The sequence below is a fragment of the Synechococcus sp. BMK-MC-1 genome (genome assembly GCF_014279955.1).
Classification (GTDB): Bacteria; Cyanobacteriota; Cyanobacteriia; order PCC-6307; family Cyanobiaceae; genus Synechococcus_C.
Window position 1 is genome coordinate 2,236,848 of record NZ_CP047939.1, and the last position, 15,844, is coordinate 2,252,691.

The 15,844-nt window shown below is 59.8% G+C and carries 13 protein-coding genes; 5 read left to right on the forward strand and 8 right to left on the reverse strand.

Annotation, left to right across the window (positions count from 1 at the left end; translation table 11 throughout):
- Positions 1–10 precede the first annotated feature (10 nt).
- From SynBMKMC1_RS12640 to SynBMKMC1_RS12650, 3 genes are read right to left on the reverse strand one after another with little or no spacing between them, the layout of a single operon-like run.
- A complete protein-coding gene (locus tag SynBMKMC1_RS12640; RefSeq protein ID WP_186471992.1) occupies positions 11–304 on the reverse strand; it encodes a hypothetical protein in 294 nt (97 codons plus the stop codon).
- Positions 301–3,708, reverse strand: a complete 3,408-nt coding sequence (locus SynBMKMC1_RS12645; RefSeq protein ID WP_186471993.1) for an efflux RND transporter permease subunit — start codon at positions 3,706–3,708, stop codon at positions 301–303. The genes SynBMKMC1_RS12640 and SynBMKMC1_RS12645 overlap by 4 nt, the downstream gene beginning before the upstream one ends.
- 11 nt (positions 3,709–3,719) lie before the next feature.
- The gene (locus SynBMKMC1_RS12650; RefSeq protein ID WP_186473461.1) at positions 3,720–4,799 is read right to left on the reverse strand and encodes an efflux RND transporter periplasmic adaptor subunit; all 1,080 of its coding nucleotides are present in this window, start codon (positions 4,797–4,799) and stop codon (positions 3,720–3,722) included.
- Positions 4,800–4,917: 118 nt separating this feature from the next.
- Here SynBMKMC1_RS12650 and SynBMKMC1_RS12655 point away from each other — a divergent pair, with 118 nt between their 5' ends.
- Positions 4,918–7,131, forward strand: a complete 2,214-nt coding sequence (locus SynBMKMC1_RS12655; protein WP_186471994.1) for an AAA family ATPase — start codon at positions 4,918–4,920, stop codon at positions 7,129–7,131.
- A 68-nt stretch (positions 7,132–7,199) separates the two neighbouring features.
- Here SynBMKMC1_RS12655 and SynBMKMC1_RS12660 read toward each other — a convergent pair whose 3' ends face one another.
- The 3 genes from SynBMKMC1_RS12660 to SynBMKMC1_RS12670 form a co-directional block, all read right to left on the reverse strand.
- A complete protein-coding gene (locus SynBMKMC1_RS12660; RefSeq protein WP_186471995.1) occupies positions 7,200–7,826 on the reverse strand; it encodes an alpha/beta hydrolase in 627 nt (208 codons plus the stop codon).
- A gap of 163 nt (positions 7,827–7,989) precedes the next feature.
- Positions 7,990–8,484, reverse strand: a complete 495-nt coding sequence (locus tag SynBMKMC1_RS12665) for a thymidylate synthase (RefSeq protein WP_186471996.1) — start codon at positions 8,482–8,484, stop codon at positions 7,990–7,992.
- Between the two features lie 26 nt (positions 8,485–8,510).
- Entirely contained in the window at positions 8,511–9,125 is a 615-nt protein-coding gene (locus SynBMKMC1_RS12670; RefSeq protein WP_255486202.1) for a 4'-phosphopantetheinyl transferase superfamily protein, read from the reverse strand.
- A gap of 49 nt (positions 9,126–9,174) precedes the next feature.
- On the opposite strand from SynBMKMC1_RS12670, the gene bcp reads away from it, so the two are divergent.
- Positions 9,175–9,648 (forward strand): thioredoxin-dependent thiol peroxidase, encoded by a 474-nt coding sequence (gene bcp, locus SynBMKMC1_RS12675; RefSeq protein WP_011934060.1) that lies wholly within the window; start codon positions 9,175–9,177, stop codon positions 9,646–9,648.
- Here the strand turns inward: bcp and SynBMKMC1_RS12680 are convergent.
- Positions 9,641–10,339 carry a type III pantothenate kinase gene (locus tag SynBMKMC1_RS12680; RefSeq protein ID WP_255486203.1) on the reverse strand — a complete coding sequence of 233 codons (699 nt, stop codon included), beginning with the start codon at positions 10,337–10,339 and terminating at the stop codon, positions 9,641–9,643. The two genes, bcp and SynBMKMC1_RS12680, sit on opposite strands and share 8 nt — an antisense overlap.
- Complete coding sequence (locus tag SynBMKMC1_RS12685; RefSeq protein ID WP_186471998.1) at positions 10,326–11,078, reverse strand: phosphoadenylyl-sulfate reductase; 753 nt, start codon at positions 11,076–11,078, stop codon at positions 10,326–10,328. The genes SynBMKMC1_RS12680 and SynBMKMC1_RS12685 overlap by 14 nt, the downstream gene beginning before the upstream one ends.
- A 90-nt stretch (positions 11,079–11,168) precedes the next feature.
- Here SynBMKMC1_RS12685 and SynBMKMC1_RS12690 point away from each other — a divergent pair, with 90 nt between their 5' ends.
- The 3 genes from SynBMKMC1_RS12690 to SynBMKMC1_RS12700 are packed head-to-tail and all read left to right on the forward strand — an operon-like array spanning position 11,169 to position 15,842.
- Positions 11,169–12,344 (forward strand): NAD(P)/FAD-dependent oxidoreductase, encoded by a 1,176-nt coding sequence (locus tag SynBMKMC1_RS12690; RefSeq protein ID WP_186471999.1) that lies wholly within the window; start codon positions 11,169–11,171, stop codon positions 12,342–12,344.
- On the forward strand, positions 12,341–14,047 hold the full coding sequence (hflX, locus tag SynBMKMC1_RS12695; protein ID WP_186472000.1) for a GTPase HflX: 1,707 nt from the start codon (positions 12,341–12,343) through the stop codon (positions 14,045–14,047). Before SynBMKMC1_RS12690 ends, hflX begins: the two co-directional genes overlap by 4 nt.
- Positions 14,040–15,842 carry an SLC13 family permease gene (locus SynBMKMC1_RS12700; protein WP_186472001.1) on the forward strand — a complete coding sequence of 601 codons (1,803 nt, stop codon included), beginning with the start codon at positions 14,040–14,042 and terminating at the stop codon, positions 15,840–15,842. The genes hflX and SynBMKMC1_RS12700 overlap by 8 nt, the downstream gene beginning before the upstream one ends.
- The last annotated feature ends 2 nt before the right edge of the window (positions 15,843–15,844 follow it).

The following is a 15,844-nucleotide window of genomic DNA, read 5'->3' on the forward strand; positions in this document are numbered from 1 at the left end:
GGGGGCTTTTTTATTGGCGACGTCTGCGTTGCTTGTGGTGATACTCAGGCTCGGGCGAAGCCTCCTGAAGTTGGCGCATGCTCTCGATGGAGGAACCGAACAGAGCCGCCGATGCCACCACCACGCCGTAGAGATAGGTGAGGCGATTGTTGGACAGATCCGCAGGGGTATGACGGATGAAGGTTTCGAGAAAAAACGCCAACACAAGCCCGATCCCGGCACCGATGAATGCCGACCAGAGCACTTTGAATCCGTTGAATCCAGGTGGTTGTCCTGAATTCTGACCAGAAGGAGCCTGGGTCATGAGCTGGCCCCTGCCTCAGACTGACCATCCGCCTCACCCAAAAGGCTCTTCATCACCACGTAAAAGACGGGAACAACGAACAGAGACAGCACCGTGGCGATGAGCAGTCCGCCGAACACCACAGCGCCGAGCGATGTCTGACTGCGCGCACCAGCACCACTGGCAAACACCAGGGGGATGAAACCGAACAGCGATGAAATCGCCGTCATCAGAATCGGCCTGAGTCTGGATCCTGCGGCGAAACGGGCAGCCTCCAGAGCATTGGCACCGGCCTGCATGCGCTGGTTGGCCATGTCCACAATCAGGATGCCATTGCCGGCTGCAAGCCCGATCAGCATCACCAGGCCTACCTGCGCGTACACATTGAGCACCTCACCCCGCAGCGCCAGAAACACCAGGGCCCCGAGCATGGCCGTCGGTACCGTCATCAGGATGATCAACGGATCTGAGTAGCTTTCGTATTGCGCTGAAAGCACCAGATACACCGCCAGGATGCCCAGGGCAAAAATCACGACCGCCAGAGCTCCCGCTTTCACCTCTTCACGGGAAATACCCGTCCAATCGAAACTGAGCCCTTGGGGATTCAACGTTTCGAACGTGCCCTTCATGGCGGTGATCGCCTGGCCGGAACTCTTACCAGCGGCTGGCGTGCCCTCGATCTTGATCGCCCGGTACAGATTGAAGTGGGGAACCACCGTCGGGCCGAGAGTTTCGCGAACGGTGAAGAACTCAGACAACGGAATCTGCTCTCCGCTCTGATCTTTCACATAGATCGCTGAAAGTTTCTCCGGTGTGGCCCTGCTCTCCGCATCAGCTTGCACATAAACGCGTCGCACCTTGCCTTCCTGGAAGGTGTCGTTCACATACAGGCCTCCAAAATTGACGCTGAAGGTCTGCATCGCAGAGCCAAAATCCACATCGACGGCCGCCATGCGCTCACGGTCAACCTTGATCTCGATCTGGGGAGACTCAGGAGCAAACAGGGTGTAGACCCTGTTGAGATCAGGATCAGCATTGCCTGCCTGCACAAGGCGTCCAGCCGTGGCATAGAGATCAGCAAGGTTGTAGGCACCCCCGCTTTGATCCAACAGCTGGAATTCAAAGCCGCCTCCGGTTCCGTAACCAGGGATGGCAGGTGGCTCAACCACGATGACCCGTGCACCATCAATCGAAGCAGCCAGTTTCTGATTGAGTCGCTCAACGATGGCGCCCACGTTCTGATCTCTTTCCTTGCGATCAGACCAATTCTTCGTACCAAAGAAAAACAGACCCTTGTTCGGGCTGTTTCCATCGAGGCTGGCTCCGCTGAACACCGATGCGGCTGTGATGTCTTTCTCGGTTCTCAAGACAGCGGCCACCTTCTGGTTGATGGCTTCAGTGATTTGGGTGGAGACACCTTCAGGAGCCTGAACAACACCGATGGCATAGCCCTGGTCCTCAATGGGTACGAAGCCGCCCGGGATCGCTCTGAACGCAACAGCGGTGAGGAGGATGCCGACACTGAGAATTCCCATCACAAGCCGGCGTGATTCCAGGGCCAAATTCAGAGCAGAGGAATAGCGGGTTTCCATCGCCGCATAAAAGCGATTGAAATTGGCGAAGATCACCGGGGTGAACCAACCCAGCGTGAGGCCAAGGGCGGGATAGAGAATCACCGGAACAATCCGGCTCACCCCCACGAGCACCAACCCGGCGATGGCGCCACCAACCGTGAAGGGCAGAACCGCAGGTCGCTGCAGAAAACGAGAGAGGAGAAGTCCGACCAGAGCACCAACGAGGGTCGGAACCATCACCAACGCCGCACCATCACCCACCACCAGCAGTCCGTAGGTGAAACCGATCACGGTTCCGGCGATGGCGTACACCTTGCGACCTGGGTCCTTCGATTCCCGCGCCAGCAACAGTGCCGAGAGCATCGGCGAGAAGGTGAGGGCGTTGAAGGTGGAAATGGCGATCGAGAAAATCACCGTGGCTGCGAATTGCTTATAAATCGTTCCTGTCGCACCTGGGAAGAAGAGCACTGGCAAGAACACAGCGAACTTCACCAGAGAGGTGGCGATGATGGCTGAGAACAACTCGTCCATCGTGGATTTGGCCGCTTCAAGTGCGCTCAGTCCCTCCGACTTTTTGGTGGACGTGTCTTCAATCACCGTGATCGCATCGTCAACGACGAGACCTGTGGCCAAAACAAGGCCGAAGAGAGTGAGCTGATTGAGCGAGAAACCAAAGGCCAAAACAAGCCCGAAGGTTCCAATCAATGCAACCGGAATTGCAATTCCGGGGACCAAGGTCGCTTTCCAATTCTGAAGAAACAGAAAGAGAATCAGCACCACCAGGATCACAGCATCGCGGAGGGAGTTCACGACTCCTTTGATCGATGCCGTGATGAAGTCGGTGTTGTCGTAGATCTTCTCCATCTTCATGCCAATCGGCATGGTCTTCTCGAATTCAGCCAGCACCTTCTTGACACCGTCTGATACCTCGAGGGCGTTACTGCCTGTGAGCTGATAAACAGCCAGACCCACCGATGGGACCCCCTGAAGATCCGTGGCACTCACCGCATAAGACTCACCGCCCAGCTGAACGCTTCCCACGTCACGCAACCGCACCAAACCACCTTCATCGGCAGTTCGAACAATCATGTTTTCAAATTCTTCAACGCTGCGCAGGCGACCCTGAAGCTGAACGGTGAACGTGAATTCCTGCCCTTTCGGCGACGGTTCGCCACCCACCTGTCCGGCTGGAACCAGACGATTCTGACTGCTGAGCTGATTCACCACATCCGTGGAGGTGAGCCCAAATGTGGACAACTTGTTTGGATCGAGCCAAAGACGGAAAGCCAGTTTGCGATTGCCGAAGTAAGTGAGGTCACCCACACCGGTCACACGCTTGATCGAATCAGTGAGCTTGAGATCGAGAAGACCGCTGATGGTTTCCGCGCTGTAGAGAATCTCCTCTGGATTAGCGCTTCCGAAGTTGTAAACGAGCAGGATGGAGTTGGATGCCTTGTTCACGGTGACCCCGGCCTTCCGCACCTCCTCGGGAAGCTGCGGTTCTGCCAGAGACACCCTGTTCTGCACGTTCACCTGATTGATGTCGCCATCGGTGCCACTGGCGAAGGCAACATCGATCGCACTCACACCATCGGAAGAACTATTGGATTTAATGAAATCCATGTTTTCCACACCGTTGATCTGCTGCTCCAGAACGGTGGTGACACCTTCTTCTACCGACACCGCATCGGCACCGGTGTACGTCGCTCTCACCTTCACCGTGGGAGGTGCAATATCCGGGAGGTTCTCAATCGGCAGGATTGGGATGGCAATCAGGCCAACAATCACAATGAGAATGCTGCAGACCGTTGTGAGAACAGGTCGCGTAATGAAGTTATTGGATGCAGACATGATTTAGACCCTCAGCCCTTCACCTTGACCGGCACACCGTGTCGCAAGCTCAGCAGGTTGCTGGTGATGACCTTCTGACCAAGTTTCAGACCCTTTGTGACGGGGTAACGGTTGTTCTGCAGAGACCCGAGGGTGACCGGAGTTTGCAACGCAAACAGTGTTGTGGAGGGAATTTTGCCGAGCTCGATTCCTTTTTTGATCCGGGCAAGATCAGCTTTTCCAGGCTGGGCCTCGAGTTCCTTGAAGGTGCCGAGCCGGAACACGAAACTCTGCCCGGAGGATTGGGTCACAGCGGAAAACGGCACGGAAGGTTCCTTGCGTTCCTCGAGCTGCAAACGCGTTCGCAGACGCTGCCCATTGCGCAATTTTCCGTCAGGGTTGGGGAACACGGCGAGGGCCAGCAACGCCTGAGTGTCCGAGGCGATGTTGGGATCCACCGAAAGCACAGTGCTCTTGGCGATCACCTCATCGGTGCCGGGAAGACTGAGCAGCACGGGCAAACCGACCTTCACGCGGGTTGCTGAGGTGGAGGGAATTTCCACACGCGCTTCCAGCGTGTTGTTGCGGATCAACTTGGTGAATGGGTCTCCTGAACGCACCACATCGCCCACCTTCACGGAGACGTCTGCCACCGTGCCGCCAATCGGTGATTTCAAATTGCTGTAGGCAAGCGTGGCTTCCTGTGCCTGCACCTGCGCGCGGGAGGCGATGTAGATGGCTCGGCGCTGATCACGTTCAGACGCCTCGGCTGCTCCCAGGGGGACAAGAAACTCGTAGCGCTTCAGCTCAAGCAGATCTTTCTGTTCCTGAGCCCTAGCCGAAGCCAGTCGCGCCTGCTCCTGGGCCTGGTCCAGAACCATCAGCAGTTGCCCCGGCTCGACTTTGTCGCCTTGCGCGATCTTCAGTTCCAGAACCCTTCCCGTGGCCTGGGCTGCAAGCTGAACCAGATCGTTGGCCTCCAGCGTGCTCACCGTGTCGATGTCGTCGGTGAAAGACGCTTCGGTTACTGCAGCCTGCTGCACTTCGGGCAGTGGTTTTTGCGCGTCACCCTTTCCGCCACAGGCACTGAGTGCAGCGGTGGTCAGTGCCAAGGCCAGGCAGGAAGATAGCGCTCGCACGATTTATTCACGGTCGGGCGCATTATGACCGCGAAAAAGGAAATAGCTGGGCCGTTTCGGGCAAGAATCGGCTCATGCACATCAAACGGTCTTGAGCGGATCGCAGGATTCCGATCTATTCAGTCATCAACGGGAGGCCTTGCTACGGCGACAGGCTCCTCTCGCTGATCGGTTGCGCCCGCGCAACCTCGACGAATTTGTCGGCCAGGGAGCGATCCTTGCGGAGGGTCGATTGCTGCGCCGTGCCATCGCCGCAGATCGTGTTGGGAATTTGATCCTTCATGGCCCACCAGGTGTCGGGAAGACGACCCTGGCCCGAATCATCGCCAATCACACCAGGGCTCATTTCAGCTCCCTGAATGCGGTTCTCGCCGGGGTCAAAGACTTGCGTGCCGAAGTGAGCGAGGCCGGACAGCGACTGGAACGCCATGGTCTGCGCACCATCCTCTTCATCGATGAAGTGCATCGCTTCAACAGTGCACAACAGGATGCCCTACTCCCCTGGGTTGAGAACGGAACGCTCACCCTGATCGGTGCCACCACCGAAAACCCCTATTTCGAAGTCAACAAGGCTCTTGTCAGCCGCTCCCGTCTGTTCCGACTTCAGGCGCTCACGCCAGGCGACCTCAGCAAGCTCCTCAACAGCGCCTTGAAGGATCCCGAGCGTGGCTACGGCGATCGCAAGATCAAAATCGAGCCTGAGGCCGCGGCCCATCTCGTGGATGTGGCATCCGGTGATGCGCGCAGTCTCCTCAATGCCCTGGAACTGGCGGTGGACAGCACCCCAGCGGATGAGAACGGCTTGGTCCGCATCGATCTGGGCATTGCCGAGGAATCCATCCAGCAGAGGGCCGTTCTGTACGACAAGCAGGGGGACGCGCACTTCGACACGATCAGCGCATTCATCAAGTCGATCCGGGGCTCCGATCCCGACGCGGCTCTGTTCTGGCTGGCTCGCATGGTTGAGGCCGGTGAAAATCCCCGGTTCATCTTCAGGCGCATGCTGATCTCTGCTGGTGAGGATGTCGGTCTGGCCGATCCTCAGGCCGTGGTGGTGGTGGAAGCCTGTGCCGCGGCCTTTGAACGCATTGGTCTGCCCGAAGGCCTCTACCCCCTGGCCCAGGCAGCTCTTTACCTGGCCGGCACCGACAAGAGCAACAGCACCGGTGGCTTCTTCGAGGCTCTTCGACAGGTTCGCAGCACCCAGCGCCAAGACGTCCCCACCCACTTAAGGGATGCCAATCGTGATGGGGACGCCTTCGGCGATGGTCAGGGCTACCGCTATCCCCATGCCTTCCGGGAGCACTGGGTCGCCCAGCAGTACCTTCCCGATGCCCTTCAAGGGGAAGCGTTCTGGGCCCCAAGCCATCAGGGTTGGGAAGGTCAGCGGCGGGAGCGGATTCTCGAGCGCCGGGCCGCTCAGCTTGCGGCCGCTGTGGAAGCGGAGGATGCCCATCCGCTTCTGGTGAGCAGTGGCCCCGATCAACCTCAGCTCGAGCGTTGGCTTCAACGGCAACTGGCCATCGACGGTGAGCGACTGCAGACCCTCCGCCAGCGCCTCTGGGCTGATCTGAACTGGAGCCGTACCGACCGCGTTCTGATGCTCGGTGGTCGCTCTTTGCTCTGGAGCTTGGATCCCCTGACCGCTGTTGCGGAAGGAGGGGTGATGATTTTGTGCGGTTCAGAAACCGATGAAGCGCGGCTGGACGCGCAGCTCACCCTGTTGGATCCCCTACAGAGGCCTGCCTTGCTAGGCAACCCGAACGACCTCAAGGCTCTGAATGCAAACCTCAACTTTGAAGTCATCGGCGGACGCCTCAATCAGGACGATCTCAAGTCGTCATCCTTGATGGATCTCTGGCCCACCATCACCAAGCGAACAGGCAAAGGAGCCCGGCTACGCCTTCTGTTGAGTGAATCTGAACTGGGCCCTGCGTCGGCTCTGCTGGAGCACAGCCAGGGTGCTTTCGCCCCCGAAACCGCTCAGGCGTTGCATGGCTTGCAACAACTGGAAGCCCAATGGCTCAGCCAAAAGTCGGAGCGTGAAGCCCTCATGCAACAACTGGAAGCCTGCGGCTGGAGCCTCGAAAGCACCAACTGGAAAGAATCCTCCAACCTGCACCTGGATCAGGCCTTGATGAGCCGCTGGCTGGGTGCAGGACGGCCCTACCGACTGGCCGTTGAACACCAGACCTGTGGCACGCCCACTGCTCTTGCCAGCTTGACCCAGGAACTGACGCATCGTCTTGGTCAACAGCTGCCGATGCGACTGCAGCACTGGCGGATTGATGGCCGCCGGGGCTGAAAGACATAAAAAAACCCCGGCATTGCCGGGGTTCGAACGATGCAATGAAATCCGAAGATTTCAACCGATCACCAGAGGCCGCGGACGGGAGCGGCGGAACGAACGGGGGCTGCGGGGAGGATCTGGTTGGCCTGCACGCAAGCGGGCAGGAACACGTACCAGGACAGCAGTGAGGTGGCCTGAGCACCGTCGAGGCCGTCCTTGCAGACGTTCTGAGCGCCGTCGGAGGAGCCATTGTCGTTCAGACGGAAAGCAACGGGCAGCTGCTTCATGATGCCGGCGGAAGAGATCTTGCCGTCAGCAGCGTCGAGGATGATGGCGGAGCGAAGAGCCACAACAGCGGTCTTCTTCTTCTGCCAGTAGGGGAAGTAGGAGCGGGTCTGATCCTTCAGGAACTTGACACCATCCTTGGAGTAGAGGAAGCGGGACACGCCCACCAGATCCACTTCATAGGTTTTGGTCATGCCCTCTTGGATCTCATCGGCAGTCCAACCGGAGTTGTTGATGCCAGCCTCAAGAGCGCGATCGGTGATTTCACCGTTCTTAAAGAACTTTTTGAAAGCCTTGGACTTGGTGGTCCAGACAGCACCACCGGACACCCAGCGCACAGGGCGCTTGGTGCCAGCTTCAGCGGCGACAGCCAGAGTGGAGATGGAAGCGGCGGCGAGAGCGCCAGCAGCGAATCGGGTGAGCACGGACGGCGAGAAAAGACGTCGATTTAAACCTAGCCGGAAGAAATACGAATGCCAACAACTATCCCCTGATCAGCACAGGGAGCCGGGAAAAACCGCACGAACAGGATCACGCATCTCGGGTCTCGCGAATCTCGCGAGGCGCACGAATCTCTCCCAGTCGCTCTTAAGGAGCTGACTGCTTCATCGGTGTCCAGCCAAGGGGACATTGACCTGCGTTTGCTTCAACTTCATCTCCAGAAGTCCCCCGGCAATGCAAACGCTCCAGCTGCTCGCCGTTGAAGCTCACTTGCGCCAGATAAGCCTCCGCACCCCGGCGAGGGGTCAGCCAGAGCCTGGTCACACCCTCAACATTCTCAACACGAACCCCAAGTGAGGAATCAGCCGTCAGGCCAAGGTCCGCGAGCGTGGGAGCGAAATATCCCCAGTAGTGACGTGTGAGCTGTCCTTTGGTGAATGCCGCAAGCAGATCTTCAACGCCCCTGCGTTGAAGCAACGTGGCGTCCCTTTCGTCCAGGCGGCTGTAGTCAGGGTCTGCCCCAGTCCAGGCACTCCCCAAGCCCTGACTGGACGGAGCGTCCAGCATCGCCGCAAGTCCAAGACCAGCAAGAGCCGCTGCGCTGACCAGGGACGGAAGGCTGGGCAAGCCGGCAGCAGGCACTGGAGTGGGGGCAAAAACAGTTGCATTCAGGCTAGGCAGAGGGTGATGGATTGCAGAACTTGTTGATCTGCTGCCACGACGGCGAACGCCCAAGCGTCGTAGTCATGCAGTGCAGCGGCCAGCGTTTGCTGACTGCGTTGATGCACCACGCTGCTCATCCCAGGCCGGACCTCCCAGAAGCGCAGATCACGGGAGATCGCCCCCTGCTGCCACTTGATTGAGGCTTCCTTGATCAACCAGTGCCTCAACACTGCCTGTCGCAGCTCCTCTGCGCGCAGGTGTTGCAGCCGCTCCTGTTCCTCACGGCAATAGGACCGCCGCAGGATTGACGCGGCCGGAATCATCCGGTCGCGTCGCTCGAGGTCCAAACCAATGGGGTGCTGGGAACAGCCCAGCAGCAGGGCATCAGGGCAATGACTCAGGCTCAGGAACCCCCAGCCATTGGGAAGGACGGGGGGTTCTCCCGGTGGCGCCTGCAGTGGCACCGCCTCGGGAGACAACTGGAAGCGATCGGCCAGACAGGTTCGCATCCACACCCGCGAACGGATGAACACATCAGAACGGGTTTTGGATAGGCGCGTTGACCACTGCAGCTCCTGATGGGATAAACAGCTGGCATCGCAGGGCAGCGACGCTGACATCCGCCGAAACCAGAGGGCCGTTACGCTTCCGCCACTCCATCCCTGATCCATGACCCTGCAGATCGGTGATCCAGCCCCGGACTTCACACTTCCGAACGAAAAGGAAGAGCTTGTGACCTTGTCGTCACTCAAAGGCCAGCGAGTGGTGATCTACTTCTACCCGAAGGACGCGACACCTGGCTGCACCAAAGAAGCCTGCAATTTCCGAGATCGCTGGGACCAGTTCGAGGCCCATGGCATTCGGGTTCTTGGGATCAGCAAAGACAACGCCGCCTCGCACAGCCGCTTCATCAGCAAACAGGAGCTTCCTTTCACCCTGCTCACTGACGTCGAGCCCTGTGCCGTCGCCAGCGCCTATGAGAGTTACGGCCTCAAAAAGTTCATGGGCCGCGAATACATGGGCATGATGCGCCACACCTTTGTTGTGGATGCTCAGGGAAATCTTGAGCTGATCTATCGAAAGGTGAAAGCCGAAATCATGGCCGACCAGATCCTCAATGACCTGGGCCTCACAGCTAGCTGACGAGATCCACAAAGGTCTCCATCACAAGGTTCGAGGTGTGCTGAACATCAACACCCCGAGCCTTCAGCTCCGGGAACAGAAGCGGAGCATCTCCTCCGCAAAGCCAAACTGGTCCAGGGCAACGCAGCTGAGCGCCGTGGATCAAACCCAACAGGCTTTGGAGAACGCCCTGGGTCATGGCACTTGCCGTCTCAACGGGGAACGTTGGGCAGGGATCAAGACACGGCCCGTCAGGTCCTAGCGCTGGTAGGGCTGCGGTTCCCTCACCCATGGCCTGGAGCTGAAGACGCAACCCGGCGCAAAGCCATCCTCCACCAAAACATCCCGCGGCGGTGACCCGCGTCAGGCTGAGCACCGTTCCAGCATCCACAACGCACACACCTTCACCGCCGCCGGATCGCAGCCAGGCCCCCCAACCAGCAAGAGCACGATCGATGCCCAGCCATGGAGGCGCATCCTTCAAGGGCACCTGATCGAGAAGCAGTTGCTGGTCAGCATGTTGCGACAACGCAGCGGGAATCTTGCCAACGGCGGCCCAACGATCAGGGATTGAAGTCTCCGGCAATGGTTCAACGGGCGGGTCGGTGTGACGAAACAACCAGCGGGATGCATGCGCACGGTCAGCCCAATGCCAGCGTGAATTACCGATCAGGAGGCATTGCTGGGGAGTCACCGCATCAAATGCCGTCACCCATCACCCCAGGCACGTGAATCCCACACTCCTGTCGTTGTCCACCAAAACGTGTGCTGCGTCCCTCGCCATCCACACCGTCGGGAGCACTGGAATGCCAATCGCCCACCGTGGAATATCCCCGATCGAACAGAGGATGCTGCGGTAGGTCGTGATCCCGCATGTAATAGAAGATGTCTCTATTGGTCCAATGCAGAAGCGGCCTGAGAGAGAGTCGGCCGCGGATCGGATCCAGCACCGTCATCGAGCTCCTGTGATCAGTCTGTCCGCTGCGCACCCCACTCGCCCAACAGCGCACAGTGTGGCGATCGAGCGAACTCTCGAGAGGTTCAACTTTGCGCAGTTGAAGGTATCGATCAAGGTCGCTGTCGCTGCCCGTTTCCCAAAGTCGCCCATGCAGGGCTTCCATCCGTGCTGGGGACACAGACGATTGAACGACATCGGGTTGAAGACCGAGACGGTCGCAGAGCGTTTTGGCGTAGCGATAGGTCTCTGGGGGCAAATAACCGGTATCCACCCAGATCACCGGCACCGATTCAAAATCCGGCAAGCCTGAAAGCATGTGAAGGAGCACGGACGATTGGATCCCAAAGCTCGTGGTCATCGCGAATCCCGACCCGAACTGATCCCGCGCCCACTGCAGCCGCTGCGCAGGTTCTAAGGACTCAAGGTCCTCCCTCAGACGCGTCAGCTGGGCGGGATCACCGCCGCAATCCAAGTCCGCGGCAGCGCCTGTCATCGCAATGATGCCGTTCCTCATCGGTGCATTCTCATACGCCGGGGTGACCAGGGGCCTGCCTAGGGTCGGATCAAGAACAGATAGCTCCCCTTGACGCAAACACCCAATCCGCAGGAGCAACCGATCCTTGTGGTTGGTGGAGGTTTCGCAGGGTTATCCGCCCTGCAAGCATTCAGCAGGGTGCATCCCCGTCCCCCCCTCGTTTTGATCGAACCGCGATCGAAGTTCTTGTTTGTTCCCCTTCTCTATGAGCTGCTCAGCGGGGAGCTACAGGGATGGGAAGTCGCGCCCGACTACGGACAGCTCCTGCAAGCACGGGGGGTCAGCCACGTGCAGGACTCGGTGCGCTCGATCAACTTGGAGGATCACGTCGTCACAACGAACGGCGGTCAGCGAATGCCTTACAGCCAACTGGTGCTGGCCACTGGAGCGGTGCCCGAAGACTTTGGAATCCCTGGCGTCCGCGAGCACGCCCTGCGCTTCCACGCCTTAGAGGACATCCATCCGCTTCAGGCTCGCTTGAGGGAACTGCGCCACCGTCCCTCCGGAACCAGCACGCTTGTGATTGTTGGAGCCGGTGCCACAGGTGTGGAACTCGCTTGCAAACTCGTCGATCTGCTGGATGGAGCAGCCCGGGTGCATCTCGTCGAACAGGGAGAACAGATCTTGTCTCGTTCGCGGGCCTTCAACCGAGAGCAAGCAGAGCGCGCCTTGAAACAACGCGGTGTCACGGTGCATCTGAAGACGCGCGTTCTCAATGTGAGCGCAAACGCCGTGCAGTGGAGTGGGGTGGAAGGCGAGGTGGAGCAAGCCCACGACGGCCTGATCTGGACGGCAGGCAGCCGGCCCAACATCCCTGAGCTGACGCCTTCCATCGCGCCTCATCACAAACGCCTGCCCGTGGATGAAACGCTGCGACTGATCGGGCAACCGGACGTTCTTGTGCTGGGGGATATCGCCCGCCAGCCCACGATTGATGAAGGTCAAACGCCCTGGCCTTTGTCAGCCCAGGTCGCCATCCAGCAAGGGCAAGCCGCGGCTTGCAGCCTTCAATCCCATCGCCAAGGCAACCGCTCCGATCCCTTTGTGTTCAAAGATCTTGGCGAGATGCTCAGTTTGGGAATCGGTGATGCCACCCTCACCGGCATGGGCGTCACGTTGGCGGGTCCTCTGGCCTTTCAAATGAGGCGCCTGGCTTACCTCACACGCATGCCCGGACTGTCCCTCGGGCTTCGCTCTGCAGGGGCCTGGTTGTTCAGTTCTTGAAGCAGGCTCACCTCGCAGGACGCACACGCGGGCTGAGGCCATCCCAGCTGCGTCAGCTGGAAAGGCTCAGCCACCGGCGTCATCCGCAGAACGCTGGCAGCGATCTGCTCACCCTTGAACGCCTGGCCGAACTCACCTCCGAGCTCAAGCAGTCCTTGCATCTTTTGATCGATGCCCGCGGTGTCTGCAGGCTGCTTTGGGTCGGCCCCCTGGGAGAGTCCAGCCGGCTGGACGACCAGCTTCCCGGCGGATTGCGACGCCGCCAGCGCTGGCGGCTGGTGAGTTCGTTGCCGGGCACGCAAGGAGTGGATCTGAAACCAGAGGGGCGCGAGGCCGTCATCGCCTTGGATGTTGCTCCCAGCACCTGGCTACGGCTCCAGGCTGCAGCCACGCGTTCAGGAACGCGACCCGCTGCGCTCTGGCGCGCCGACGCCGCGGCCGCGATCGGATGGCGCTGCGATGCCATCGCTGCGCTGTCAGCACTGTGTGCAGACGAGACAACACCCTCCGCTGCCGAGCCGGCCGGTGTCAAAGACCCCGGCGACCATCCCGGGTCCCAGGAGGAACGGGTCTTGCTGCTGACACTCATCGGCGCCGACCCCGCCATCAATGAGCGCGAGCTCGCTGAACTCGAGGGGCTGACGCGCAGCGCCGGTGCCTGCCCCGTTGCGGTGTGTCGTCAACGCCTCGGCCAGATCAACCCCCAGACACTCTGGGGAACGGGAAAACTCCAGGAAGCTGCCGTTGATGTGCGCCGCCATGGGGCCTCTCTGGTGATTACAGACAGGGAGCTGACCCCTGTGCAAGCGAGAAACCTCGAGCGCCTTCTCGACTGTCCAGTGATGGATCGCAGCGAACTCATCCTGGATATTTTTGCCCAGCGCGCCACGAGTGCTGCCGGCCGACTTCAAGTGGAGCTAGCCCAGCTGCGGTACAGGCTTCCACGCCTGACCGGACGCGGCCTCAGCCTGTCGCGCCAAGGAGGGGGCGTTGGCACCCGAGGACCGGGGGAAACACAGCTGGAGAAAGACCGCCGCGCCATCAGCCGCCGCATCGAACATCTGAGCCGGGAATTGCGGCAGCTGGGGGCTCATCGCGCCCGGCTGCGGCAACAACGCAGCACGCTTCCGAGAGTTGCCCTGGTGGGTTACACCAATGCCGGGAAGTCATCCCTTCTCAATGCACTCTGCGACCGTGGGCAGGGGCGTGTCGTGGAAGCGAAAAACAGACTGTTTGCAACGCTCGATCCCACCACCAGGCGGTTATGCCTTCCCCAGTCAGGGGCTGCACCGAAAGAGCTGCTGATCACCGACACAGTCGGCTTCATTCGGGAACTACCCGAACCGTTGATGCAGGCCTTCATGGCCACGCTTGAAGAAACCCGGGAAGCCGATCAGCTTCTTCTGGTGGTGGATCTCGCAGATCCAGACTGGCAAGGCCAACTGACTGCAGTGCATTCCATTCTCAACGGGCTTCACTGCCAGCAACCGCGGCAGGTGATCGCCAATCAGATCGATCGCTGTGATGCTTCAGCACTGGAGGTGATCAGAACGGTTGAACCGGAAGCCCTATATCTCTCAGCCACGCAAGGGACCGGATTGAAAGGTCTGCGATCATGGCTCGAGCAAACGTTCTGGGAGACCTCACCAGAACAGAAGTGCCCATTCTCCTCCGATCAGACCAGCGCACGCGTCCATGGCTGAACTCAGTGCCGCTCTTCAAAACGGAGACGCCCTTATCACCCTTGGGGTGTTGTTACTGGCTGTTGTTCTGTTCATCAGCGGCGTCATCGCCCCCGAGCTTGTTGGTCTGCTCAGCCTTTCACTGCTGATGATCGGGGGTGTGCTGACGCCCCTTCAAGCGCTTGCAGGCTTTGGGAGCCCAGCCCTGATCACACTGATGGGCCTGTTCGCGGTTTCCGCTGCCCTCTTCCGCAGTGGGGCCCTCGATCGCCTTCGCGAGCAAATCGCCTCCGACCGGGTCCGCTCCCCCCGCCGACTGATCGCGCTCCTCGGTCTGGTGGTGGCGCCCGTGTCCGGGGTCGTGCCCAACACACCCGTTGTGGCCTCTCTTCTCCCCGTGCTGGAGGCTTGGTGCCGGCGGCGACGGGTGGCGCCATCAAGGGTGCTGCTCCCCCTGTCCTTCGCCTCACTGCTGGGGGGAACCCTGACCCTGCTTGGCAGCTCGGTGAATCTGCTGGCAAGCGACATCAGCGAACAGCTCGGCTACGGGCCGCTTCAGCTGTTCAGCTTCACAAGCATCGGAATTCCTGTGTGGCTCACAGGCGTCGCTTACATGCTCCTGGCCCCCCAGGGACTCCTGCCTGATCGCGGACTGGAAGCCAATGCACTGACACCCGACCAGAACCTGGAGGGTTATTTCACCGAAGTCACCATCCCTGGCAGGTCAAGCCTTGTGGGTCAAACACTCCGCCACAGCCGGCTGCAGCGGCGATTTGATGTGGATGTTCTCGAGCTGCAACGCGAGAGAGAGCGGCTGATGCCGCCCCTTGCCGATCGCCAACTGGAAGCGGGTGATCGGCTGCTGCTGAGGATCACGCGCCATGACCTCCTGCGGCTCCAGCAGGATGAAACGGTTCGCTTGGCTGCCGATTCCCTGCCCCATTCTTCTGAGGAAGGGGGACAGACGATGGTTGAAGTCCTGCTCCCCTCAGGCTCGACCCTGGCCGGTGCCAGTCTTCGGGAACTGCGTTTTCGCCAGCGCTACAACGCAACGGTTCTGGCTCTGCGCCGCGGCCAGCAGACCGTTCAAGAGCGGCTTGGGCAGGCCGTTCTCAGGGAAGGCGATGTGCTCCTGATTCAAGCGCCCGTGGATGCCATCCGAGGCCTGCAGTCCAACCATGACCTTCTCGTGCTCGACGAACTGGAAAACGACCTGCCGACCGTTCGCCGCAAACCACTGGCCATCGCGATCACCGCCGGCATGCTGTTGCTGCCAACACTGACGCCCATCCCACTCGTGGCCTCAGTGCTTCTCGCTGTGGTGCTGATGGTGATTGGCGGTTGTCTGCGCTCAGGGGAGATGCTGCGATCAATCCGTCTGGATGTGATCCTGCTTCTGGGAGCGCTCCCGAGCTTCAGTGTGGCCATGCAGCGCACCGGGCTTGCCGATGGGTTGGCCGCCTCCCTGCGCTTGCTCCTGCTGAACTGGCCTGATTACGCCGCTTTACTGGTGATTTTCCTCAGCACCACACTGCTCACGGAAGTTCTCAGCAATGCCGCATCCGTGGCACTTCTGATTCCAGTGGCGACCCAACTGGCCGATCCCCTCAACCTGCCGCCGCAGGCTCTTCTGCTCACCGTGCTCTTTGGAGCAAGCCAGTCCTTCCTCTCCCCGATGGGATACCAGACCAATTTGATGGTGTTCGGACCGGGGCGTTACCGCTTCTTTGACGTCGCCCGCTACGGACTGGGACTCACCGTATTGATGACCCTGCTGGTGCCTTGGCTGATCCTCAACCAGATGGTGGGCGCATGAAG